Below are 21,244 nucleotides of genomic sequence, written 5' to 3' on the forward strand. Positions count from 1 at the left end.
TGGTCAAAGCTCATATAAGCTAGTAGCGTGCGTACAGTTTTAACTTTACAAACTTATAGTACCGTTTACTCTGTTTAACATACAAATGGTCTATAAACTGGCGCTTTACTTCTAATGAACATAATGCTAAAACTAATTAGTAAGAAGTTGTAGCGTTTCTTATATGTTTATTTTGGTCCGCAGGAGGGCATTTTATTATGAAAGATTTAGAACAGTTGTCAGAAGAGCAACAAGCATACATTAATAAGATCAGACAGCGTGTCATAGAATCTATAGGGAAAAATATGGATTTGTATGGTGTTACACTTTCTATTGGTCATTTGTATGGGAATATGTATTTTAATCGTTCTCCTGTAACTTTGGATGAAATGAGCCAGACTATGGGTATGAGTAAGACATCGATCAGCACTGGGATGCGCACTCTTACAGATTTGAAGATGATTAACAAAGTTTGGGGAAAAGGCTCTCGGAAGGATCTTTATGAGGTTGTTCCAGATTGGCATCAGAACTTTACCGACTATTTTTCTACGAAATGGCGTAAAGCTGTTGAGATTAACTCTTCTGTACTTAAAAAAACTTTAATTGAAATTAAAAATATAAAGCAACAAGAAGCAGATGATGTAGGTTTATGTCAGCTTATTGCGCTCGATGAGGAAAAAATAGTTGATGCATTGAACTATTACAATTGGCTGCTACGCTTAATTGACTCATTCGAAACAGGAGCGATCTTTGATTTTATTCCAAAATCGGAATAAGGGGATTATTCATGAAAAAGAAGCTGACGCAATCTTAACAGCGCCAGCTTCTTTCCTATATTCTATTACCTTTCGCTAAAATGTATAATTACCACGCTTGGAGCACATCTCACACTTTCGTTAATTGCCTATTACGCTTCGTTGCGAAAATTCCAATCACAATGAATATAATCATCAAAACAAAAGTTATCGTTAGCGTCTTCCAGTAATGATTCATATCTACTGTTCCAGTAACAATACCAACGCCATAAGTAGCTAGCTTCCAAGGCGTCGAGTGCCAAAAGCCGCCAATTATTGAATCAATGACTAACCCAATTGGCAATGCAAAGATAGCCACCGCTAATGCAATACTCGTTTGAAATGCTGCACTTAACGCTACCGTTATGGCCATCACCAATAGTATCCAGACGAAATAAGTACATAGCATCGCAATAAAGTTAATAGGATTGACTGTCCCATATAGTATAGAAATATAGTACATACTCCCCGCATAACCTAACAATGCGCTTAATATACCGACAATTGAAGCCATAACCCATTTACTCATAAAAATTGCAGTTGCAGAAATAGGGCGTACATAAAGTAATGTTGCAGTACCATTCTGTCGTTCTCTACTAATCGAACCTACAAAGACAGCGACAAGTACAATTAATCCAACGAGCTGAAACTGTCCAGTAGAAGCAACTAATAAGTCTGCTGGCTTAAGCTCGGGAAACATCATCTCAAAGCCTTCAGGCATATTTCCAACAGCAGCCAATATATCACTCATATAATAATTCGTTAAAGGGTCACTTACACCAAGCGATATAAATACGAGTGGGATCCATATTAGCTTGAAGCTACGCAAGCAATCTAGAAATTCTTTTTTCAACAGCATATTAAATTGCCTCACTCGTACCAGCCACCTTCATAAAGATTTGATCTAAGCTAGCTACTACACGCTCTACTTTAACAATATCCGCTTGGAGAGCAAGTAGGTGTTGCATTATAGCTGCAATGGAAGGAAACTGCTCACTAACATCGACATATACATATACACCTTGTCGCTCAATATTTCTATTCGTACTATTACAGAACGTAGCAGCCGACTGTTCACTCGCAAACTGTATCATATATTTGGACTCTGCATATTTTTGCTGAATATCTATTAGAGTGCCTTGCTCAACGAGCTTACCCTCCTTCAAGAATAGCACTTGATCGGTCATTTTCTCAGCGTCATGCAATATATGTGTCGAATATAGAATTGTCGTTTCTTGCTGCAATTCCTTCAATAAATCCATAACTTCCTGTCTACCAATCGGATCTAGCGCAGATACAGGTTCATCTAACAAGAGAAGCTTCGGTTCGTGCACAATTGCTTGTGCAATTCCTAATCGCTGCTTCATCCCGCCTGAGAAAGTTGATGTCTTTTTGTGAACGACTTTACCAAGTCCAACATATTCAAGTGTCTTCATGCTGCGAGCTCTAATTTCTTTCGCTGCAACCCCACTTAGATTGGCTACTATCTCCACATATTCAAGCGCTGTGAGCCACGGATAAAACTGTGGGTATTGTGGTAGAAATCCGATCGCTTCACGAATATCAGCATAATTTTCAATGAATACTTTCCCACTAGTGGGATGCAATAGTCCTGTAATCATTGACATCGTCGTAGTTTTACCCGCTCCATTCGGACCAATAAGCGCCGTTGAAGTGAACGGCTCTATCGTAAAGCTCACATTATTCACTACAGTGTTGCTTCCATAATTTTTGGTAAGATTGTCAACTCGAAGTAAACTCATATTTGTCTTCTCCCCACGATAAAGTAAATAATTGAACCGAATAAACCACTCACAAGAATGGCCACTAACCATAACCATTTCGGTCCATTCGTCGCATGGATTCTCAGTAAATCAATAAGCGCAACGATCTGCAGTATAAGTTGAATTCCAATGATCGGGGCAATCAGTGCCCAGGGAATATCGGCAAGTTCTTGCATATTAACCCCTCCTAAAACTTTTTATATCTTCTTGATGCCGATTAACCTGCCTGCTTCACTTCGTTATCAAAGTCTGTCTTATAGTTGTAAATGATGCTTCAAATTAGCGACTATAGCTGTAAATTCTTTATCGTCTTTCAAACTATCGAACATAGGTTGATTACTTACACTGCCAAGCAAATCTCTCTTGATCGACATATCGTCACGAGGTGCTTGCGACCCTATGCTAATGTCTCGAGCAATCCAGTCGTCAAGCAAGTAGTAATATTGATCCCCACGAAGCGAGATTGGAAATACAATGTCACAACATATCCGATAATATTTTCGCAACATCTCTAACGCTTTTTCATTTTTTTGCTGCATAACGTAACCCATTGCCGCCTTCAAATAAAACACTAATCCCGCATTTTCATTTAATGCAGATACTTGAAATACGTCGAGCATTGCCTCAATCCGATGAACGGTTTCATCAAAGTGGCTACTATTATTCGTTTCCATTAATAAACTTTCCGTTGCACTTGAAATAGTACCTAGCATATATTGATACATACTTACTTGTATAATTTCTTTCGCCTTTTCAGCTTGGCCAGTCATACCTAGAGCCGTAGCAATCAACTGCTCCTTACCATAATAAAGACTAACCTCATCACCCAAAGCACGAAGTACTTCCTCAGGTTTACCTGTAAGTAACATGACATAAGCCTTTATCATTTCTGCTTCAAATGCAAGTTTGTAATTTGCACTTAACGAAATCACTCGATCACATAACAGCAACACTCGATCTAATACATCCTCTTTATTTGATGATATCGTATAATAATTCAAATATAGCTGAGCCATTTGTAGCACAAATGGAAAACATGAGTAGTATTCTGATAGTAACTCTTCTATTTCTAACTGAACCTTTTCGAAGGGCTGCTCGCCAAATTGTTTCGCAAACTTCGCATATATTTTCTGGGTATGCTCCTTCGTCATTTGAGGATCGTAGCCTAGTAAAGCATCAATGGAAATATTGAAATATGTCGCTAGCTTTGGTAACAGCGTAATGTCTGGATAGCTTAATCCTTGCTCCCATTTTGAAACTGCTGCCTTAGATACTCCGACATATTGAGCTAATTGTTGCTGCGTAACAGCCATTTCTTTTCTTCTTTGTACCAAAATACTAGAGAATTGAAAATTTTGCATGGTTTCCCTCCTTCTATTTCAATATTAATCCAATACTTGAAGGAATACTAACGAGTATTTGTGTATATTGGTGGTCTAAATCAACCATTGGTTTACTTTTAGTGTGTTAAATACGAGTTCTATTTGATCTTTCTTCATTTTCATACAAATAAAGCCTATCATGCAATCAATCAACATATGACCGCAAATAGACTTTTCTTCACATCGATATATAATATACCTCATCTATATTTTCAATTGCTTCTTATCTAATTTCCCTATAGCCGTATACGGCATTTCATTAACAAAGATAATTTCTTTCGGCATCTGAAAACGTGCTAATCTAGGGCGTAACCAACCATGTAACTCCTCTGTTGTCATTGCAGTATAAGGGATCAACTGAACATATGCCCGTAATCGTTGTCCAAAGTGTTTGTCTCTTACGCCAATTACTGCTGTAGCATCAACTTCGGGATGTGTAAGCAATATCCGCTCTACTTCAAATGGATAGACGTTCTCTCCACCAGAAACAATCATACTATCTACTCTGCCGCATAAATAGTAGTATCCTCTCTCATCACGATAACCCATATCACCAGTTTCGATCCAAGATGTATGACTTTTCCCATTAATACATGTACTTCGTATACAAAATTGACCTAAGTTTCCTATCGCAACTTCCCTTTTATAATCATCTAAAATTTTCAAGTTAACCCCTTCAATTACCTTGCCTACCGTGTAAGGGGAATAGATGAGATCCTCTGGCTTGGCGATAACTGTTAAACCTGCTTCCGAGGTTCCATACAGATTATATAATACATTGCCCAATTGACTACGCGTTGCTTCAATTAGCTTTGGATTGAGTTCAGCACTACCTGACGCAATACATTTAAGAGATTTTAGCGCCTTCGCGTTGGACATCAACATTTTATGTAACATGATCGGAACAACAGAAATAACTTGTACTTGTTGTTCTCTAATTAGCTCACAAGCCTTCTCAGTATTGAATCTACGTTGGATAATGACTTTCTTACCGATAGCTCCAAAAAGTAGCAATATCGCTATTCCATATCCATGAAATATAGGAGTAGCAATATACACATTATCGTACTTAATAAGTTTCAACCTTGAAAGTAATGCAGCAAAGGGGTTCAGATAGTTGAATAAGGAAGGTTTATGCGTCGCTTCTTTGGCATTCCCTGTTGTACCACCAGTTAATATGACAAGTTTACCTGAATTATTACGTAAACTTTGCTTATGTTCAAATTCGGTTGTAGACAATATATTACTGATTGCTAAACTGAAGTCATCATAACTTAATAGTTTGGCATTGTTATATGTAGATTGTTCGATAAATAAGCTAAGTTCGGGATCATAGATAAGAAGATCAAAATCTTTATGCATTAGCAGATTGTGCAGCTGTTCCTTACTTAATTCTGTATTAAGTAAATAGAGGTCTGCTCCCGAATATGAAATCGCATAAATAGCTTTTACTAATGAAATATGATTTCTACATAATATACCGACTTTTTTACCTTGAGTAAGTTGGAATTGCTCTCTCATAGCTAACGAAAGCCTATTAGATTGGGTGAACAATTGATGATACGTTAACGTCTCTTGCTCATCGACAATAGCAATTTTCTCTCCGTAAGTTTTAGCCGAAAAAGAGAGCAGTGCCATCAGATTTACTCCGTATTTTTGAATACTGAACAATAATCGAAAGATCGCTACAGGGGAAAAGAGCTTAATAGTATAAAATATATAGAAGAGCTTGTATACTCTCATGGCGTACCTCTCTTTTTCTTAAGCTTTTTTGCAATGAAAGTTTCCAACAATCCACTAAACAAAACAGAGGAAAGCTGTCCGAAAACTAACCACCACGGTTTATATGCTTTCTTTTTTGTATATATACCATTACAGATGATCGCTGCCGCATGTTGTGGAGACATTGCGGGAGACTTTTCATAAGAAATGGTCGGTACGATCATAGGTGTTCTTACTAAGGGAAGATAGATTGAGGTGGTCATAATACCACTGTTGTTAAGTTCTGGAGCAGCAGACCGTAGCCAAATATCAAAAGCAGCTTTCGAAGATTGATATGCCGCCCAATGGGGAAATGGGTATAATAATGTATTTATCGTAGAAATATTAATGATTTGCCCTTGTTTTTGTTCTAAAAGTGGTTGAATAGCTAGAATAAGCTCCACTGGAGCAAAATAGTTGATCGCCATCGTACGAGTAAAATCATGAAATCGGTTCAATGATTGCAGTATCGGTCGTCTAATCGAATGTCCTGCATTACTAATGAAGAAATCAAGTCCATCTGGAAGTTGATGTAGAAACGATATTACCCTCTCCCTGTCCTCATCCATTCGTAGATCAGCAGGGACAGCTGTTACCATCGCTTCGTTCATTTCAATTTTTTTCTTCATAGATAGAAGCTTTTCTTCACGTCTAGCTACTAGTATTAGATGAACCTGTATATCAGCTAACATATAAGCAAGTTGTTCGCCAATTCCCGAGCTTGCCCCTGTTATAAGAACCGTTTTCCCTTCTAATTCTCGCTTAAGCTTCTGCCGATTAAGAGTTGTTCGTGGAAACATGATATGTTCAATAAAACTATAGCTATGCATATAGACTCCTTTCGAACCGAAGGAAAGAATTTAGTCACTAAATACTTCGCTTAATACTTTCTCTCTATTTTCCAGAAAACGTCTAGTAATAATATAGTGCAATGTATCTTCATAGCGAATATTCTGTACCGGTTGCGCATCAAAATTCAATATTTGTGCATTGGGATATCCAAGTAATATCGGAGAATGCGTAGCAATAATAAACTGGGCATCATTCTCCATCTCTTTAATAATTCGTAGTAATGCCAACTGTCTTGCCGGCGACAGGGCCGCCTCTGGCTCATCCAGTATATAAAGCGCCTGTTTACCAAACCGATGGCTGAAAAGAGACAGAAATGCTTCCCCATGTGATTGTTCATGTAAGGAGCGACCACCGTAATGACGCAAACTTGCTGGCATTGTATCAAGATGTGAAGCGAAATGGTAGAACGTTTCAGCCCTCATGAAAAATCCATTTGTAACTTTAGGCATCCATGATAATCGCATATGATCACCTAAGACGGAGTGTGAGGCATCAACCTCATAATTATTATTCTTGCTTCCACCCGCCGTATTGAAACCACACTGATAGGCCATTGCTTCAAGAATTGTTGACTTCCCTGATCCATTTTCGCCAACTAGGAAAGTTACATTTTTTTCAAACTTAAGTGACACTAGATTTTTTATCGCTGGAATGTTAAATGGGTAGTTATCGCTACTGGTTTTATTAATAATTTCAAGGCTATGTAAAAACATATGATCACCCCTTTGTTACATCTAAAGTTACATTAATAGTTGCATCCTGTGAGATCGACTATTTAAGCTCTTTTTGCATCATTACATGAGGGATATTTTCTTCTAAAAATACGTCTGATATAACGGAGTACCCTAGCTTCTCGTAAAATGGCTGTGCGTGTACTTGTGCACCTAACTTCACGCTACTGAACTGCTTTTCGCGTGCTATCGTTTCCAATGCTTCCATAATGCATGTCCCCACACCCATACCTCTTACTTGCTGCAGTGTACATACACGTTGGATCTTACCGATACCATCTTGATTGCTAATTCTGCCAGTACCAACTGCCGCTCCTTCATGCAGGACAAGAATATGTGTACACTTTGCAGAAATTTCATCATAGTGATCTTTCTCAATCTCAACATCTACACCTTGTTCATCCACAAATACTTTGATTCTAATAGCAAGTGCTTCATTCAATTGTTCAATCGTTTCTACTTTAATCCAATTCATCGTCAAACCCTCTATCTCTAGCTTCATATTCGATGCAGAATAATCTTCCTGCATCACTTCGTTATTAAAGTCCGCTTTCTGAACTTCCTCTTCTAGTTTAACACAGATAATATGTCTTTCCTTATCCAATCTAGACTATCTATTTGGCTCCATTCATAGCGGCTGGGACAAAAGGTTTTTAACTAATGAAAAAACCGAACTATTATTGAATCTCTAACTTAGAGATTCGAAATAGTTCGGTTTTTATTGATGCAATTTAAGTTTTTTCCTAGCCTCTATGAACCTTCTGAAGGATTTGTACGTGAGTGATTTTTATTTTTCACTTTCTTAGATCCTGAAAGTGGCTCATTACCAGGATTTGTTGGTTTGGCATGAGTATCAGCATAATGAGGATTTTCTGGCTCGTTCTTCTCTTTATTCATCGTAATTCTCCCTTCATACAGCTAATTGCATCTATTCGTTTTGCTCAGTTTCATACGCCTTTTTGTTATAGTGCAAAGAGTCACCATTCAAATTGTCCATATGCTGTTGATTCAATTGTTGATTACCATGTGCATCTAAATCAGGTTTTTCTAGTTCTTTCACAACATTTTGCAAGTTTTTATCTATTCCTGGCTTGGCTTTGGTCATTGTTTGGTCACTCCCTTCAAGCTCTGTGCACATTCACGAATGTGCCTGATATAATCTTTAACTAAGGATTGAATAATGTCTGTTTGCTCATCTGCATGTACCTCGCCTTTTTCAACATCAACGAATTCAACATGGATCTCACGATCATCGACATACTTTACTCTAAAATCGAATGAATAGTGTGATCGTCCATCATCCTTAATGTGAATCAATAACGTATCCGAAAATTTCTCATCTGCTTGAATAGAACATTCACCTGATGGCTTAATAAATTCAGGAAGAGCATCTTGCCAAGCCTTAACTAGTGTTTTGGCGTCAATTGTAAGCACGTTGGTCTTACTCATTAATATCACCTCCATAAGTATTATGCCGTTATAAGTTTGGTCATATGCATGTCAATTTTACATTTCGAGTAGCATTTCAGTTGCGGCGACCTCTAAGCCATTAACCAATAAAACAATGCGATGTTTGCCAGGATAATGACGACGTGTAGTTAGATCGGACCAGCGGTGAGTTCTATTCGCCTGAAGTTGTGTTCCTCCCGCTACTGTTTTATCAGATAATAAAAACTTTTTGCGAGATACTTTTTGGCCTGATTTCACAAAATCAATCCCGTACTCCACTCTAATGCGAACGGGATCGCCTTGTCTTATAAGCAGCTTGTAGCCTAATAGACATTCTCCGCCAATGGATAACGTAGCTTGGTCTACCTCAAGCTTAGCATGCTCAATAATTGTACAATCATCAGACGATCCGGCATAACCAAATAATGCGAGTACTTCGGGATCAGCTTGTCGAATCAAAGTTCTGCAGCCATGTCTCACAATCCAGTCAGTATCTCTATTTTGTCCAAGCCAACGACGAGCAATCTCAATAACTAACTGTGGATGGTCTTTAGCGATATCATTCAAATTGTTAGCCACACTTTTACGTACATATAGAGATTGATCTTTCTTCAACTGTTCCAATATTTCAAGAACGGGTGCTGGATCTTTTTTGAACATCACAAGCGCTTGTCCCCACGGAAGTCGTGGTCTGCAGCCCTCACTTGCCAGTCTTCTAACATGTTCATCCGAGCTATTGGACCATAGTAGCATCTGCTTCATCATCCGCTTCGGGTCACGAATGATAAATGGTCTAACTGCAAATTCCGCCGAAGAGTGTGAAGTAAACTTCTCTAATGCAAGCATTGATAACTCCCAGTCCTCAACATCTTGTCCATATACTTCAACGAAATCTGGCAGGATAAGATAAGGAAAGCCACTGCATGATTCATTGACAATCAATAAAATATTAATGGCATTAATATATTCATCTGGTAAGTATGTTCCAAGTGATATTGTAATTTTACGAATTCTTTGTTTAAGTGCGAGCCCTTCCCACTCATCAACCAACACATTTTCTACAAAAGCATCAATTGAAAATGGTGGATACGCTGCTTGAATAATTCCACCAAACTGTCGTAAAAAGTTTTCGTTGTACATATTTTTAAGTGGTTCCGCCATAGCTAACACCTCCATTTAGTTTCGTACTACCTATAAGAGGTAGTTCAAACAGCGAACTTTTTGAACCTTCATTATATTATATAAATTGTATAAATTAGAAGTTTACGAGACAAGCTTTAACCCAACAGCTGCACTTAAAATCATGGCGATGAAAATAATTCTTCGATAATCTTTTGATTCACCGTACAAGATCATACCTAGAATAGCACCACCGGACGCTCCAATCCCCGTCCATATCGCATAAGCTGTCCCCATCGGTAAATATTCCATTGCATAAGCGAGAAACAGAAGGCTTGAACCAAATCCGACAAATAATAATACGAATGATTGCCAATTTTTATCGTTATTCAATTTATTGATCATCGTAACACCGAACATTTCACATAGTCCTGCCAATATTAATGATACCCATGCCATCAGTTTTCAGCTCCATTCTGCACTTTATCTTCTGTTACCATTTTCAAACCAATGACACCCGCTAATAGCAATAATATTAAGAGCATCTTACTTAACTTAAACGGTTCTTCGAAAAAAACAATTTCAGAAATTGTAGTTCCTGCTGTACCTAAGCCAACAAAAACGGCATATACCGTTCCTACTGGAAGCTTTCGTCCCGCCACAATTAGCAAATAAAAACTAATGACAATAGAAATAATCGTTCCTATCCAAGTCCAAACATCATAGGCATGTTTTAAACCGATAACCCAACACACTTCAAAAAAAGCAGCGATAAACACACTAATCCAGTCTCTATTCATTGAAACAATACCTCCGATTTTATTGTACTTAACAACAAAGAAAGCCCAAGAGACAACTGTTTGCACAGTTTCTCCCAGGCTTTTATCCTTCCGTGACACAGCAAAGCTGTGAGTTTTCTCTCGGACCAGACTAGCACCTACTGCTACGGAACCCTAGAAAACATTTTAACTATTCATTTACAATAAATTATACACATTTTAACCACTTTTTCAAGAAATGAATGGTAAGATTCACTAATAGGTCTCAAAATTATTATACGGAAGTCCTTACAATAATTTTTTTGCATTTTCACTTGAGATTGACGTAAGGTTAGGGTTTATAGTTAATCTAACGAACATCCAGTTCATATTCAGTTCACAACTTATTTATATACTTTATGTTGTAAACCAAAAAGAGAGGAAGTATTTACATGACAAAACCGAAACAACAAAAAGGATGGCAGCAGTTTTTACGATTAGTCGCGCAGACGAAGCCATCTAAATTATTAATAGCCATTGCATTAGTACTCAGTTTATCTACTGCAGGTGTTGGATTATTAGTACCACTATTCACAAAAGACCTCATTAATGACTTTTCAATTAGCTCATTAAATGCTGGTAGTATTACACTCTTAGCTATCGCAATTCTTCTACAAGCATTAGCAGGTGGATTCTCCATCTATTTATTGAATCGAATCGGTCAATCCGTCGTTGCAGGTATACGAGATCAGTTATGGAAAAAACTACTTGTGCTTCCGATAAGTTATTTCGATGAGCATGCATCAGGAGAAACGGTTAGCCGGATGACCAATGATACATCTGTTGTAAAAGAATTAATCTCTCAACATTTAGCCAACTTTGTATCCGGAATTATATCGATCGTAGGTGCGATTATCGTTCTATTTATTCTTGATTGGCAAATGACTTTAATGATGTTTATCGCCATTCCTATAGCAACCTTAATCTTAGTCCCACTTGGTAAAATGATGTACAAAATTTCTAAAGATACACAGGATGAGACTGCAAAGTTCACTTCCGTTCTTACGCAGGTATTGTCCGAAATTCGTCTTGTGAAATCTTCAAATGCCGAAAATATCGAGTACAACAACGGCAAACGAGGCATTACGAATCTGTTTCGCTTTGGTCTAAAGGAAGCAAAAGTCCAATCTACAATCGGACCAATTATGAGTTTAGTGATGATGACATTACTTGTTCTGCTATTAGGTTACGGCGGAATGCGCGTATCTTCAGGTGCATTAACTGCAGGTGCTTTAGTTGCTTTCATCATGTATCTCTTCCAAATTATTATGCCGATGGGACAAATGGCTTCTTTCTTCACCCAATTCCAGAAAGCTACAGGTGCTACGGAGCGGATCATTGCTATTTTAGAATCAGATGCTGAACCGAATGCAACAGCTGAAGTTGGCAATATGAATGAAACGATTAAAGTAGAACATGTTAACTATAGCTACAATAGTGATAGTCAAATATTGAAAGATATTTCCTTCGACGTAGAAGCCGGTAAAGTTACTGCCATCGTCGGACCAAGTGGTAGTGGTAAAACGACACTATTCTCTCTATTTGAACGTTTCTACACACCCGATGACGGGTTGATTTCCATTGGCGGCAAGTCAATTCAAGATTTCTCCCTATTATCATGGAGAACTCAGATCGGATACGTCTCACAAGAAAGCCCTATTGTGGCAGGAACGATTAGAGATAATATTACTTACGGTATTGAACGTGATGTAACAGACGATGAAATTAATAAAGTTGCCAAAATGGCCTATGCCGACCAATTTATCAGCGATCTACCCAAAGGTTATGCTACCGAGGTTGGCGAAAGAGGTATGAAACTATCTGGTGGTCAACGACAACGTATCGCCATTGCTCGCGCATTTTTGAGAAATCCGAAAATTTTAATGCTTGATGAAGCTACTTCAAGCCTAGATAGCAAATCAGAAAATGTTGTACAACAAGCTTTGAATGACTTGATGAAAGGCCGTACAACCATAGTTATTGCTCACCGTTTGTCCACTGTTGTTGATTCTGATCAGATTATATTCCTTGATAAGGGCGTCATTACAGGCAGTGGGACGCATGAAGAATTATATCAATCACATGACTTATACCGCGAATTTGCTAATCAACAATTGCACAAACTTGAAATAGCCTAATTGGTCAAAAGGGAATGAAGAAGGATGGCAATACACGCAATAAGCATTGCAATGCTTATCTAGAAATCATTACGGCGCTTCGTAAAGTAGCAAGTGAACTTGGAAAAGGTACAACGTCTACGATTACACTGCCTGTATCATAAAAATAGGGACTATCTAAAGTCATTTATGACTTTAGATAGTCCCTGTTCATTTTACAAAATCCATTCAGTAGATACTTTTGTTCTTACTTTTCAAAAACATACTAATCTGCTTCCCTTTAGACTTCTGTTCATTCTTTAAGTTAGCAGATGCTTTGCTATTGATATACGCTAGTTCTCGATTCATTTTCAAGTAGTTATTATAGCGACTTTGCTCTAACTCACCACTAGTCAGCGCTACTCTTATGGCACAACCGGGTTCATTATTATGGTTACAATCGCTAAATCTACATTGCGTTATTAGGCTATCTACATCTTCAAACGTACTCGTAACACCCTCATCTGCATCCCATAACTGTAGTTCTCTCATTCCTGGTGTATCCATAATAAGACCACCTTCAGGAATAAGCAGCAGTTGTCGATGGGTTGTCGTATGCTTGCCTCGGTCATCGCCTTCACGTACTTCATTGACTCGTTGCAGCTCTTCACCTAGTATTCGATTGATTAAAGTAGACTTTCCAACTCCCGATGAACCGATTAATGCTATCGTGTTGCCAGGCTGAATATATTGACGAACTGCCTCACAACCATCCTCTTCAATCGCTGTAATTACATGAATAGGAACACCTAGCGCTACAGACTCTACCTCACTAATTTTGGAGGCAATATCATCACAAAGGTCGCCCTTGCTTAATATAATTACTGGCTGCGCTCCGCCTTCCCATGCAAGAATAAGGGCACGTTCAATCCTTCTTACATTAAAATCATGATTAAGCGCATTAACAAGAAACAGCGTATCTACATTAGCAGCTACAATTTGCTCTTCAGTAACTCCACCTGCTACTTTTCGTGAAAACTTACTTTCCCTAGGCAGAACCTCTTGAATTAGCTTTTTCGATTCACCTGCAAGTTCTCGTACAACGACCCAGTCCCCAACAGCTGGAAACATTGCTCGATTTGTCGCCTGATGACGTAACTTGCCAGTTACTTCTGCAAGATATTCCCCATCCTCTGTATAGACATTATACAGATGCTTATACTCCGCAACTACACGACCAATTTGATTTCTCGAATAGTTCTTTTCTACTCGAAGGTTTTCAAAGTAGGGTTTCCACCCCAAATCTTCTAACTTCATTTCTTAATCCTCCTCGAATTATACCTATTTCCTCACATCTATTTAAAATAACCACACTCTGCATTTTCATAACAATCTCCTCCTCGAATTTATTATTTTTAGTCAAACGTTTGGATGGTCAACAATATTCTATGTCGCATGTATCCAAACAGTTAACTACAATACAATTCTATATATAACAAAAAATCCCTCTTTTTATACGAGGTTTTTTAGTTAATCCACTATTTACAAGGCATGCGTCTTGCTATTACAGAAGAAAAGCCAAGTAATTTTCAGATGAAAACCTGAAAATTACTCGGCTATATGTGATCTAAGTATATAACGATTACTAACTACTCGATATTCGAAGACTATCTCGCAGTCAAACCACCATCGATAACAAATTCAGAACCAGTTGAATAGCTGGATTCATCCGAAGCTAAGAACAGCACAAGGTTGGAAACCTCTTCTGATTGAGCTACACGTTTCAAAGGAATATGTTTGGCAAATTCCTTAATCACTTCTGCAGCATCACCTTCTGTCACCATTGGTGTTTCAATCACACCAGGATGAACAGAATTTACACGAATACCGAAGTTGGCAAATTCTATTGCAGCTGCTTTCGACATACCACGAACCGCAAACTTCGTATCTGTATAACCAATGGCTCCGGCCACTAATCCATTCATCGATGAAATATTGACGATAGAGCCGTTTTCAGTTTTTTGCATGGAAGGCAGAACAGCTTTCATACCTAGAAATACCGAAACCTGATTAATATCTACAATTTTACGGTACTGTGCCTCTGTCATCTCAGTAATCGACGTATTCATACTAATACCAGCATTGTTAACAAGAATATTTACTGGTCCGAAAGCTTGTTCAGTTTCAGTAATGACTCGTTCCCAATCCGCAGCATTCGTAACATCTTGTTTCACGAATTTCGCATTTTCGCCTAATTCATTAGCAAGTGCGTTACCACTTTCTTCGTTTAGATCTGTAATTACTACTTTTGCACCTTCAGCAATAAATTTTCTTACATGAGATTCCCCCATACCACGAGCTCCACCTGTAATAATCGCAACTTTACCTGTTAGTCTACCCATCATGCACTACTCCTTTGTAAATCTAATATGTCAATATTACTTAATTATATCATTGTATCCAAAACAAAAAAATGCATCCCGAAGTAGCATCATTTACTTGGTAACCAACTCGAGCATCTCCATCCAATTTACGATACAACGTTCAACAAATTTAATTACATCAGGCGATACAGGAGAAATTACGATTATGCTTATGCCCCAGCGAACTACAAAACTGAGTATCGCTGGCTTCGAAATAGGATTGGTGTCGGTGGAGGAATGTAGGTTTATAAAATACTAAGCTGAATGATCATCTGTTGTACCAATAGAAAAAGAACCTCTTATACCACTACTAGTAGAGGTATAAGAGGTTCCTATCAAACAGCTAAGATAAGTTAGCTGACTTCTTTATTTTTAAAAATTCCAAAGGGTGAACCAAGAGGTAGAAAACTACGCCCAAAATGAACATTTAGAACAGATGCCCCACATCCATATAGGGACATGATAGCAATTCCCAGTTCAGCATAAGCTGCAATAGTATGGAATATATGAGGTGCCACTCCAAATGCATCTAATGTCAATCCTAAGAAAAGAAAATCGATTAACACAAAAATAATAAATAGTACTTTATGTGTTTCCATAGCGCCGATCGTCATAAATAATGTGAAGATCAAATAACCTAGAAAAGCGAAACCTAGCTGCTTACCATCAATGTCGGCCGTCAATAGCGGGCCGAAAGCACCTAATTGGATTAACCAGCTACTAGCTACCCCAAGCCAAAAGAAGCCATACGCTGCAAAAGCCGTCATTCCAAATGTATTATTATGTTTCGCATCTTGGATAGCTGCAAAGAGCTGGGCGAATGCACCTAGAAAAATAGCCCATGGAATAACGAAACTGAGTCCCGATGTAAGACCAAGCTTTTGCGATGATGCAACAAGCGTTACTATAGCCAACCCAAATAGACCAATTGCGCTTGGATCTGCTGTAATGATTTTTACCGATTGTTTTGAATGTGTAGTCATAGTTGCCTCCGGTTTTAATTAAAATGATAATTTATTGTAGTCTGTATCGATCAGAGCACAGTAGCTTATCATAGCATAGTTTCCTTAAATTTTCTAACCATTCCCACTTAACAAGCTATTTTGTAATAGGCATTATTGCTCAACCTTCAAACCATCGTAGCGAAATCCTAAATATTCATATCCCTGCTTCTGATACATTTCCCTCGCTGTATCCTCACCGTCAGCCAGTAAAATAACCGTTTTATCCACGAACAGCTCCATAATAAATCGCTGAATTTGTCCGCCAACTCCGTGATATCTAAATAATTTAGCAACAAAAAAACTATCGATTTCTACTGTCTTATCTCGTTCAATCACTTCAACACATCCAGCTGGATTACCTTCATAGTATGCAATCATTTGCAGCTTACTCCCATCATCATATTGGCGCCGTAATAATTCTTGCTTCTCTTTGGCAAAGGTTTCGCCATATTTCAGATCCTCTTCATATTGCAGTTGCAAAAATGCCTCCATATTAGTATCTGAGACAAGCTGTACATCGATCGATGAATGTTTCGCGACTGAAAATTTCTTAGGCTCAATCGCATATAACTCCACAAAACCAATATCATATTCCTCTGTCTTCATATAATTAGCAATCTCATCGGACATGATTTTATTAGGTGGGAAGATGAATTTAAGATGTTGCTGACCATGCGCTCGATGAAAAGCCCGTAATGATTGTTCCAGTTGACGGAATGCGATTAACGTTGGCATCTGCTTTAACGCTATGAAATTACTATCATAACGGCACAACATCTCAGGGTAATGATATTGGCAGTACTGTTCACTATCATTTACGATGTATCCAAGTATATATGTATGTTCAAATGTTATAGTTTTCATCATTCAACCTCAATCTCCTTATTTTTTGTAGCTATCTACTATTATACACAATCAATTCATAGCAATATTTCCCCGGAAATTGACGAAACGGGTAGTTACAAGGGCGCGAAGCAGCACAACAATACAAAAAAATACAAGCAATCATCTTATTTCTAGAATTTTTTCGCACAGTTTGTTACTATTTTGACCATCTAAATGGTTCTCAGTGCTTGTCAAAATTCAAATAATATTACCGTGAATTTCCTGATCGAGGTATAAAAAAAACAGCCATTCCTATATGGAACGACTGTATTCCTTATTCCGTAAAAACCCCTTAGAATGAAGAGAGGCATTCACATTTTTGTTATTGCTCAACAGAAATTGAACTTGTAAATTCATTAATTTCTTTGGTTATTTCCTTATATTGTGTCCAATGGAGATAGTGATGACCCTGTAAGACTACAACTTTACTATTAGGATTATCAGTTAACTGTGTCTTATAAAAAGACACATTATTCTTGCCATCCTCTGTTACCTTTTCTTCTTTCGTTGTAAAGAATAAGACTGGAATATTAGAAGGGAACTTCATATTAACGGTTTTGTCTATATTCTCTTTTATTTCATTGGCTTCAGCAACAACGTTTTTGTTGTAACCCTTCCAAGCGGAGATTACCTTGGTCATTTTTAAATTTTCTTCGGAATAAGTGAAATCATCAGCAATAGGTAAAAAACCTTGAGGATTCATATATAATACTAATCTTGCAATTCCAGTTGGTGCCAGATAGCTTAAATACATTGGTATTGTAGGTGCATCTTCACCAAAATATTCTAATGCTTGTGGTAACGTTGGGTCGATTCCTATAATGCCTTTAACTTCCTCTGGGTATGTATTAGAAAAATACATACTGTAAATTCCAGAAATTGAATGAGGCATCAAAATATACGGTCCTAGTATGTTTGATTTTTTTAAGGCTACTCTTATTTCCTCTACAATGTTTTCAACTGTCCGTTCCTTTTTGGTTATATCACTCCATCCGTATCCAAACAGCTCTACTACTACTACCTTATTATTTTTTGACATTTCATTTATTAAAGGGTCAAAATCCAATGCAGGTGCTGATGTTCCAAGCCCGCTTAATAAAACTATCGTGTCAGCACCCTCCCCCTTTGTATAAATGTGCATATTTCTACCATCAACTTCAACTACCTCTCCTATGGGCTGGTATTTTTTTTCTTCATATGCTGTCATAACATTACTGAAAGTAACCCAAATAACAAATACAGCTAGTATGGAGAATAAAATGTTTCTTAGAACTATCCAAATTCGAAATCTTTTTTTTGCTTTCTTCATTACTTTCTATGACCTACTTTCTTTTTTCTAGCATATGTTACAAAGAAGCTAATAGAAATGAACCATAGAAGTATTTTAAGATAAGTCTCAAAGCTTATATTCCAATAAAGGTTCAAAACATTCGCTTGTCAGCATCAAGAAGATGACCTACAGCGGAAACGAGTAGCACAGCGTACGTTTTGGGTACGTGAGCACACGCAGGCTTTCGATGGGGGGCATATTCGACGTCGACTAAGCTACGGTAGCATAGTCATCGTGATCACAAGTGACTGTTTTGAACTTCCTCTCAAACTTCTTTTCTTTGTAGGTATATATATCCGACCAGGAAGAAAACAATAAAACTTCCACCTACGACCGTCAGCAATTGCTCCCATGGTATGAAAAACACATCCTGCTTATCCTCTGCGATATACATCATGGCAAAAGGCTGCGCCCAAGGATAATATGGAGCAAACTTCTCTGAATTCATGACTAGAATGGTAGGTATAGTGAAAATAACATTAACCGCAAATGGGGCAGCAAAAGACTTAAATAATGTAGATAGCCATAATTGCAGTGCAATGAGAGGTAATGTAGCTACCCAACCTCCAAAGATGCTCTTCACGATAAGTATCATTGGGAATGGTTCTCCATAATCCTTCATTAACCCTACGAAAAGCAATACAAGTGCATAGAGTAACTGCATAATAAGGGTAATGCCAATAATGATTACGAATTTAGAAACATATACTTTCCCTCTAGTCGTTGGTAAGGCGAATAATTGCTTCCACCCTCCCGCTTGATGCTCATATCTGCATATGATCGCGGCCAGTACACCCGTCATTAAGGGAAGAAACATTACAGCATATACGAGGTTAACCATCATAGAAGTGTAAATATATTGAAAACCTTCAGTGCCTTCCATGTCCAACTCAATATTCCAAGCAATAGCTAACACAAGTAATGGACCAACTAATATGAAAGGAATAATATTAGTTTTTTGTAGCTTATACCATTCCGCTTGCAGCAAATTAACCACTTAGGCCACATCCCTTCTATTAAAATCCCACATGCCGATAATTAATAGAATGATCGCTGTGCCTACACCACAAGCTACATTAATCAATGGATTATTCCAATCATTCATTAACGTTGGCCACTTCCATATGACCCAATCCGGCAAATAATAAGACATCATACATATAATTACACCCATAATGCCTATCGTTATCGTTACTCCTTGATGCTGACTAATTATGGCGATCCATAGATGAAGTCCAACTAAAGCTAGAGACGCTAGATAAGGATAGAAGCTATTCAGTAGTAGTTGTGACCATGGGATATTTTCACCTAGCCCTAATGTCCTGCCATATAGCAGTGTTAGAACGGTAAGTACACAAGACGAAACGAATAAAAGAATAGCAACGATTACAAACTTAGAAGCATAGACGCTCATTTTCGAAATAGGCAGTGCGATCCACTGCTTCCATCCGTTTGATTCATTTTCAATACTTGCCATAAGTGAAGTGAGAATGACTAGACCTAATATTAACGCCATTGGAGTAAAGCTCCCTACATTAGATAAATAATAACCCCAATCATCGTCACTTTGCGTTAACAAATAATCCTTTCGGACACCGTAATTGACCATCTGCAAGGCAACAACACCAATGGGGCCTAGTAGCGCGAGAAACCATAAGCCTTTACGCTTAATCTTCAGCCATTCAGCGCGTAACAATTGGGTTATCATCGTCTCTGCCCCTTTTCGGTCATTTGCAGGAAGATGTCTTCAAGTGAGCGTTTCACTTCTTCAACACGGTATACTTGATGTCCACTATGTACTAATGTACTAACTACATTGGCTACACATTGATCCGTTGGCTGTGATAAATGAATATGATCCTGAATAACTTCTAACGGTATTTCTAATTCTTGTATCCGCTCGCTAGCTGAAATAACATCACTGCATTGAATAATGATTTTCGCTTTTGCTATTTGGCGCATTTGCCCAATCGAATCCTGAAATACAAGTTCACCCTTTGATACTACACCTACTGAAGTAGCCATTTGATCAATTTCTGATAATAAATGGCTTGAGATTAGCACGGTCATCCCGTACCTTGCTGGTAAGCTTTTAATAAGCTCGCGAATTTCAATAATACCTGCTGGATCAAGTCCATTTGTCGGCTCATCCAAAATTAATAGCTTCGGCTGATGTATTAGAGCAGCTGCAATTCCTAATCTTTGCTTCATCCCCAGCGAAAATCCTTTAACCTTCTTGCGCTTAACATCTGAAAGCCTTACGATTTCTAACACTTCATCAATACGAGCCTTTGGTACATTGACTACTTTACGAATGACTTCCAAATTCTCATATGCGGTCAAATGAGGATAATAAGAAGGATTCTCCACTAGCGAACCAATGTCACGTAATATTTCTAGCTTGTTTTTCGTAATATCTTTACCGAAAACTTGAATACTTCCTGAGGATGCTTTCATTAAGCCTAATAACATCCGTATCGTAGTCGTTTTGCCCGCTCCGTTTGGACCAAGAAAACCATAGATTTCACCTTTTTTAATTCTCATATTCATTCCACTTACTGCTCGTTCTTTACCAAATGATTTCGATAATTGCTTTGTCTCTATAATATATTCCATGTCTCTCACCTCTTATTTGAGTATAGAGACTCAAGTTTAAAAGGAGGTGTGGCCCAAGGTTAAGTTTTGTTTAAAAAGGAAGTGGGTTTTGATAACGATGATTTTGCTAAAGTGGCGTAATCGACGTCGAATATGAAACGAACTTGGAAGGTCCGGTACGCATGTACCAACTACGTATACTTGCGTTTCACCGTAGTGGATGTAAATGAGACTGTCCTCTC

The 21,244-nt window shown here is 38.0% G+C and carries 25 protein-coding genes and 1 riboswitch; of the genes, 3 read left to right on the plus strand and 22 right to left on the minus strand.

Translation table 11 applies throughout. The features are described from left to right. Positions 1 to 197: 197 nt before the first annotated feature. On the plus strand, positions 198 to 755 hold the full coding sequence (locus tag AC1TPB_RS11045; protein ID WP_482076526.1) for a GbsR/MarR family transcriptional regulator: 558 nt from the start codon (positions 198 to 200) through the stop codon (positions 753 to 755). A 109-nt stretch (positions 756 to 864) separates the two neighbouring features. On the opposite strand, the gene AC1TPB_RS11050 is transcribed toward AC1TPB_RS11045, so the two are convergent. The 14 genes from AC1TPB_RS11050 to AC1TPB_RS11115 all read right to left on the minus strand — a co-directional run bounded on the left by AC1TPB_RS11050 (position 865) and on the right by AC1TPB_RS11115 (position 10,651). Then, a complete protein-coding gene (locus AC1TPB_RS11050; RefSeq protein WP_482076527.1) occupies positions 865 to 1,647 on the minus strand; it encodes an ABC transporter permease in 783 nt (260 codons plus the stop codon). Next, the gene (locus AC1TPB_RS11055) at positions 1,634 to 2,536 is read right to left on the minus strand and encodes an ABC transporter ATP-binding protein (protein ID WP_482076528.1); all 903 of its coding nucleotides are present in this window, start codon (positions 2,534 to 2,536) and stop codon (positions 1,634 to 1,636) included. Before AC1TPB_RS11055 ends, AC1TPB_RS11050 begins: the two co-directional genes overlap by 14 nt. Continuing rightward, on the minus strand, positions 2,533 to 2,733 hold the full coding sequence (locus tag AC1TPB_RS11060; protein WP_482076529.1) for a PLD nuclease N-terminal domain-containing protein: 201 nt from the start codon (positions 2,731 to 2,733) through the stop codon (positions 2,533 to 2,535). The genes AC1TPB_RS11055 and AC1TPB_RS11060 overlap by 4 nt, the downstream gene beginning before the upstream one ends. A 78-nt stretch (positions 2,734 to 2,811) precedes the next feature. Next, entirely contained in the window at positions 2,812 to 3,918 is a 1,107-nt protein-coding gene (locus AC1TPB_RS11065; protein WP_482076530.1) for a helix-turn-helix domain-containing protein, read from the minus strand. A 225-nt stretch (positions 3,919 to 4,143) separates the two neighbouring features. Then, a complete protein-coding gene (locus tag AC1TPB_RS11070) occupies positions 4,144 to 5,682 on the minus strand; it encodes an AMP-binding protein (protein ID WP_482076531.1) in 1,539 nt (512 codons plus the stop codon). Further along, positions 5,679 to 6,500 carry an SDR family NAD(P)-dependent oxidoreductase gene (locus AC1TPB_RS11075; RefSeq protein WP_482076532.1) on the minus strand — a complete coding sequence of 274 codons (822 nt, stop codon included), beginning with the start codon at positions 6,498 to 6,500 and terminating at the stop codon, positions 5,679 to 5,681. Before AC1TPB_RS11075 ends, AC1TPB_RS11070 begins: the two co-directional genes overlap by 4 nt. 60 nt (positions 6,501 to 6,560) lie before the next feature. After that, on the minus strand, positions 6,561 to 7,265 hold the full coding sequence (locus AC1TPB_RS11080; RefSeq protein ID WP_482076533.1) for an AAA family ATPase: 705 nt from the start codon (positions 7,263 to 7,265) through the stop codon (positions 6,561 to 6,563). Positions 7,266 to 7,323: 58 nt separating this feature from the next. Next, positions 7,324 to 7,887, minus strand: a complete 564-nt coding sequence (locus AC1TPB_RS11085; protein ID WP_482076534.1) for a GNAT family N-acetyltransferase — start codon at positions 7,885 to 7,887, stop codon at positions 7,324 to 7,326. A gap of 146 nt (positions 7,888 to 8,033) precedes the next feature. Further along, the gene (locus AC1TPB_RS11090) at positions 8,034 to 8,180 is read right to left on the minus strand and encodes a small acid-soluble spore protein P (protein WP_482064743.1); all 147 of its coding nucleotides are present in this window, start codon (positions 8,178 to 8,180) and stop codon (positions 8,034 to 8,036) included. A gap of 31 nt (positions 8,181 to 8,211) precedes the next feature. After that, the gene (locus AC1TPB_RS11095) at positions 8,212 to 8,388 is read right to left on the minus strand and encodes a hypothetical protein (RefSeq protein ID WP_258201053.1); all 177 of its coding nucleotides are present in this window, start codon (positions 8,386 to 8,388) and stop codon (positions 8,212 to 8,214) included. Further along, a complete protein-coding gene (locus AC1TPB_RS11100) occupies positions 8,385 to 8,732 on the minus strand; it encodes a hypothetical protein (RefSeq protein WP_482076535.1) in 348 nt (115 codons plus the stop codon). The genes AC1TPB_RS11095 and AC1TPB_RS11100 overlap by 4 nt, the downstream gene beginning before the upstream one ends. Before the next feature lie 57 nt (positions 8,733 to 8,789). After that, complete coding sequence (locus AC1TPB_RS11105; protein WP_482076536.1) at positions 8,790 to 9,893, minus strand: DNA alkylation repair protein; 1,104 nt, start codon at positions 9,891 to 9,893, stop codon at positions 8,790 to 8,792. A gap of 102 nt (positions 9,894 to 9,995) precedes the next feature. Further along, positions 9,996 to 10,310, minus strand: coding sequence for a DMT family transporter (locus AC1TPB_RS11110; RefSeq protein ID WP_482076537.1), 315 nt, complete (start codon positions 10,308 to 10,310; stop codon positions 9,996 to 9,998). After that, positions 10,310 to 10,651, minus strand: a complete 342-nt coding sequence (locus tag AC1TPB_RS11115; protein WP_482076538.1) for a DMT family transporter — start codon at positions 10,649 to 10,651, stop codon at positions 10,310 to 10,312. Before AC1TPB_RS11115 ends, AC1TPB_RS11110 begins: the two co-directional genes overlap by 1 nt. Before the next feature lie 69 nt (positions 10,652 to 10,720). Then, positions 10,721 to 10,819, minus strand: a riboswitch (guanidine-I (ykkC/yxkD leader). Positions 10,820 to 11,061: 242 nt separating this feature from the next. Between AC1TPB_RS11115 and AC1TPB_RS11120 the strand changes: the two genes are divergently transcribed. Both AC1TPB_RS11120 and AC1TPB_RS11125 read left to right on the plus strand, forming a co-directional pair. After that, positions 11,062 to 12,807: an ABC transporter ATP-binding protein gene (locus tag AC1TPB_RS11120; RefSeq protein ID WP_482076539.1), complete on the plus strand. Its 1,746-nt coding sequence runs from the start codon at positions 11,062 to 11,064 to the stop codon at positions 12,805 to 12,807. Positions 12,808 to 12,821: 14 nt separating this feature from the next. After that, entirely contained in the window at positions 12,822 to 12,950 is a 129-nt protein-coding gene (locus AC1TPB_RS11125; RefSeq protein WP_482076540.1) for a hypothetical protein, read from the plus strand. Between the two features lie 64 nt (positions 12,951 to 13,014). On the opposite strand, the gene rsgA is transcribed toward AC1TPB_RS11125, so the two are convergent. From rsgA to AC1TPB_RS11165, 8 genes are all read right to left on the minus strand, one after another. Further along, positions 13,015 to 14,082 carry a ribosome small subunit-dependent GTPase A gene (gene rsgA, locus AC1TPB_RS11130; RefSeq protein ID WP_482076541.1) on the minus strand — a complete coding sequence of 356 codons (1,068 nt, stop codon included), beginning with the start codon at positions 14,080 to 14,082 and terminating at the stop codon, positions 13,015 to 13,017. 350 nt (positions 14,083 to 14,432) lie between these two features. Continuing rightward, the gene (locus AC1TPB_RS11135; protein WP_482076601.1) at positions 14,433 to 15,167 is read right to left on the minus strand and encodes a glucose 1-dehydrogenase; all 735 of its coding nucleotides are present in this window, start codon (positions 15,165 to 15,167) and stop codon (positions 14,433 to 14,435) included. A 374-nt stretch (positions 15,168 to 15,541) separates the two neighbouring features. After that, positions 15,542 to 16,171 (minus strand): acetate uptake transporter, encoded by a 630-nt coding sequence (locus AC1TPB_RS11140; RefSeq protein ID WP_482076542.1) that lies wholly within the window; start codon positions 16,169 to 16,171, stop codon positions 15,542 to 15,544. 132 nt (positions 16,172 to 16,303) lie between these two features. Next, positions 16,304 to 17,059, minus strand: a complete 756-nt coding sequence (locus tag AC1TPB_RS11145; protein WP_482076543.1) for a GNAT family N-acetyltransferase — start codon at positions 17,057 to 17,059, stop codon at positions 16,304 to 16,306. A gap of 340 nt (positions 17,060 to 17,399) precedes the next feature. Beyond that, positions 17,400 to 18,386, minus strand: coding sequence for an alpha/beta fold hydrolase (locus tag AC1TPB_RS11150; protein WP_482076544.1), 987 nt, complete (start codon positions 18,384 to 18,386; stop codon positions 17,400 to 17,402). 286 nt (positions 18,387 to 18,672) lie between these two features. Next, positions 18,673 to 19,404: an ABC transporter permease gene (locus tag AC1TPB_RS11155; protein ID WP_482076545.1), complete on the minus strand. Its 732-nt coding sequence runs from the start codon at positions 19,402 to 19,404 to the stop codon at positions 18,673 to 18,675. Further along, positions 19,405 to 20,115: an ABC transporter permease gene (locus AC1TPB_RS11160; protein WP_482076546.1), complete on the minus strand. Its 711-nt coding sequence runs from the start codon at positions 20,113 to 20,115 to the stop codon at positions 19,405 to 19,407. Beyond that, on the minus strand, positions 20,112 to 21,023 hold the full coding sequence (locus AC1TPB_RS11165; protein ID WP_482076547.1) for an ABC transporter ATP-binding protein: 912 nt from the start codon (positions 21,021 to 21,023) through the stop codon (positions 20,112 to 20,114). The genes AC1TPB_RS11160 and AC1TPB_RS11165 overlap by 4 nt, the downstream gene beginning before the upstream one ends. Positions 21,024 to 21,244: the final 221 nt, after the last annotated feature.

The organism is Paenibacillus sp. Y951, from assembly GCF_056786395.1.

Bases quoted from the DNA above. Each gene is read 5' to 3' on its own strand.
- AC1TPB_RS11160 (WP_482076546.1), bottom strand. From the start codon at position 20,115: ATGATAACCCAATTGTTACGCGCTGAATGGCTGAAGATTAAGCGTAAA.
- AC1TPB_RS11120 (WP_482076539.1), top strand. From the start codon at position 11,062: ATGACAAAACCGAAACAACAAAAAGGATGGCAGCAGTTTTTACGATTA.
- AC1TPB_RS11055 (WP_482076528.1), bottom strand. From the start codon at position 2,536: ATGAGTTTACTTCGAGTTGACAATCTTACCAAAAATTATGGAAGCAAC.
- AC1TPB_RS11145 (WP_482076543.1), bottom strand. From the start codon at position 17,059: ATGATGAAAACTATAACATTTGAACATACATATATACTTGGATACATC.
- AC1TPB_RS11150 (WP_482076544.1), bottom strand. From the start codon at position 18,386: ATGAAGAAAGCAAAAAAAAGATTTCGAATTTGGATAGTTCTAAGAAAC.
- AC1TPB_RS11075 (WP_482076532.1), bottom strand. From the start codon at position 6,500: ATGTTTCCACGAACAACTCTTAATCGGCAGAAGCTTAAGCGAGAATTA.
- AC1TPB_RS11110 (WP_482076537.1), bottom strand. From the start codon at position 10,310: ATGGCATGGGTATCATTAATATTGGCAGGACTATGTGAAATGTTCGGT.
- AC1TPB_RS11090 (WP_482064743.1), bottom strand. From the start codon at position 8,180: ATGAATAAAGAGAAGAACGAGCCAGAAAATCCTCATTATGCTGATACT.
- AC1TPB_RS11140 (WP_482076542.1), bottom strand. From the start codon at position 16,171: ATGACTACACATTCAAAACAATCGGTAAAAATCATTACAGCAGATCCA.
- rsgA (WP_482076541.1), bottom strand. From the start codon at position 14,082: ATGAAGTTAGAAGATTTGGGGTGGAAACCCTACTTTGAAAACCTTCGA.
- AC1TPB_RS11095 (WP_258201053.1), bottom strand. From the start codon at position 8,388: ATGACCAAAGCCAAGCCAGGAATAGATAAAAACTTGCAAAATGTTGTG.
- AC1TPB_RS11080 (WP_482076533.1), bottom strand. From the start codon at position 7,265: ATGTTTTTACATAGCCTTGAAATTATTAATAAAACCAGTAGCGATAAC.
- AC1TPB_RS11060 (WP_482076529.1), bottom strand. From the start codon at position 2,733: ATGCAAGAACTTGCCGATATTCCCTGGGCACTGATTGCCCCGATCATT.
- AC1TPB_RS11045 (WP_482076526.1), top strand. From the start codon at position 198: ATGAAAGATTTAGAACAGTTGTCAGAAGAGCAACAAGCATACATTAAT.
- AC1TPB_RS11070 (WP_482076531.1), bottom strand. From the start codon at position 5,682: ATGAGAGTATACAAGCTCTTCTATATATTTTATACTATTAAGCTCTTT.
- AC1TPB_RS11065 (WP_482076530.1), bottom strand. From the start codon at position 3,918: ATGCAAAATTTTCAATTCTCTAGTATTTTGGTACAAAGAAGAAAAGAA.
- AC1TPB_RS11105 (WP_482076536.1), bottom strand. From the start codon at position 9,893: ATGGCGGAACCACTTAAAAATATGTACAACGAAAACTTTTTACGACAG.
- AC1TPB_RS11165 (WP_482076547.1), bottom strand. From the start codon at position 21,023: ATGGAATATATTATAGAGACAAAGCAATTATCGAAATCATTTGGTAAA.
- AC1TPB_RS11115 (WP_482076538.1), bottom strand. From the start codon at position 10,651: ATGAATAGAGACTGGATTAGTGTGTTTATCGCTGCTTTTTTTGAAGTG.
- AC1TPB_RS11135 (WP_482076601.1), bottom strand. From the start codon at position 15,167: ATGGGTAGACTAACAGGTAAAGTTGCGATTATTACAGGTGGAGCTCGT.
- AC1TPB_RS11125 (WP_482076540.1), top strand. From the start codon at position 12,822: ATGAAGAAGGATGGCAATACACGCAATAAGCATTGCAATGCTTATCTA.
- AC1TPB_RS11100 (WP_482076535.1), bottom strand. From the start codon at position 8,732: ATGAGTAAGACCAACGTGCTTACAATTGACGCCAAAACACTAGTTAAG.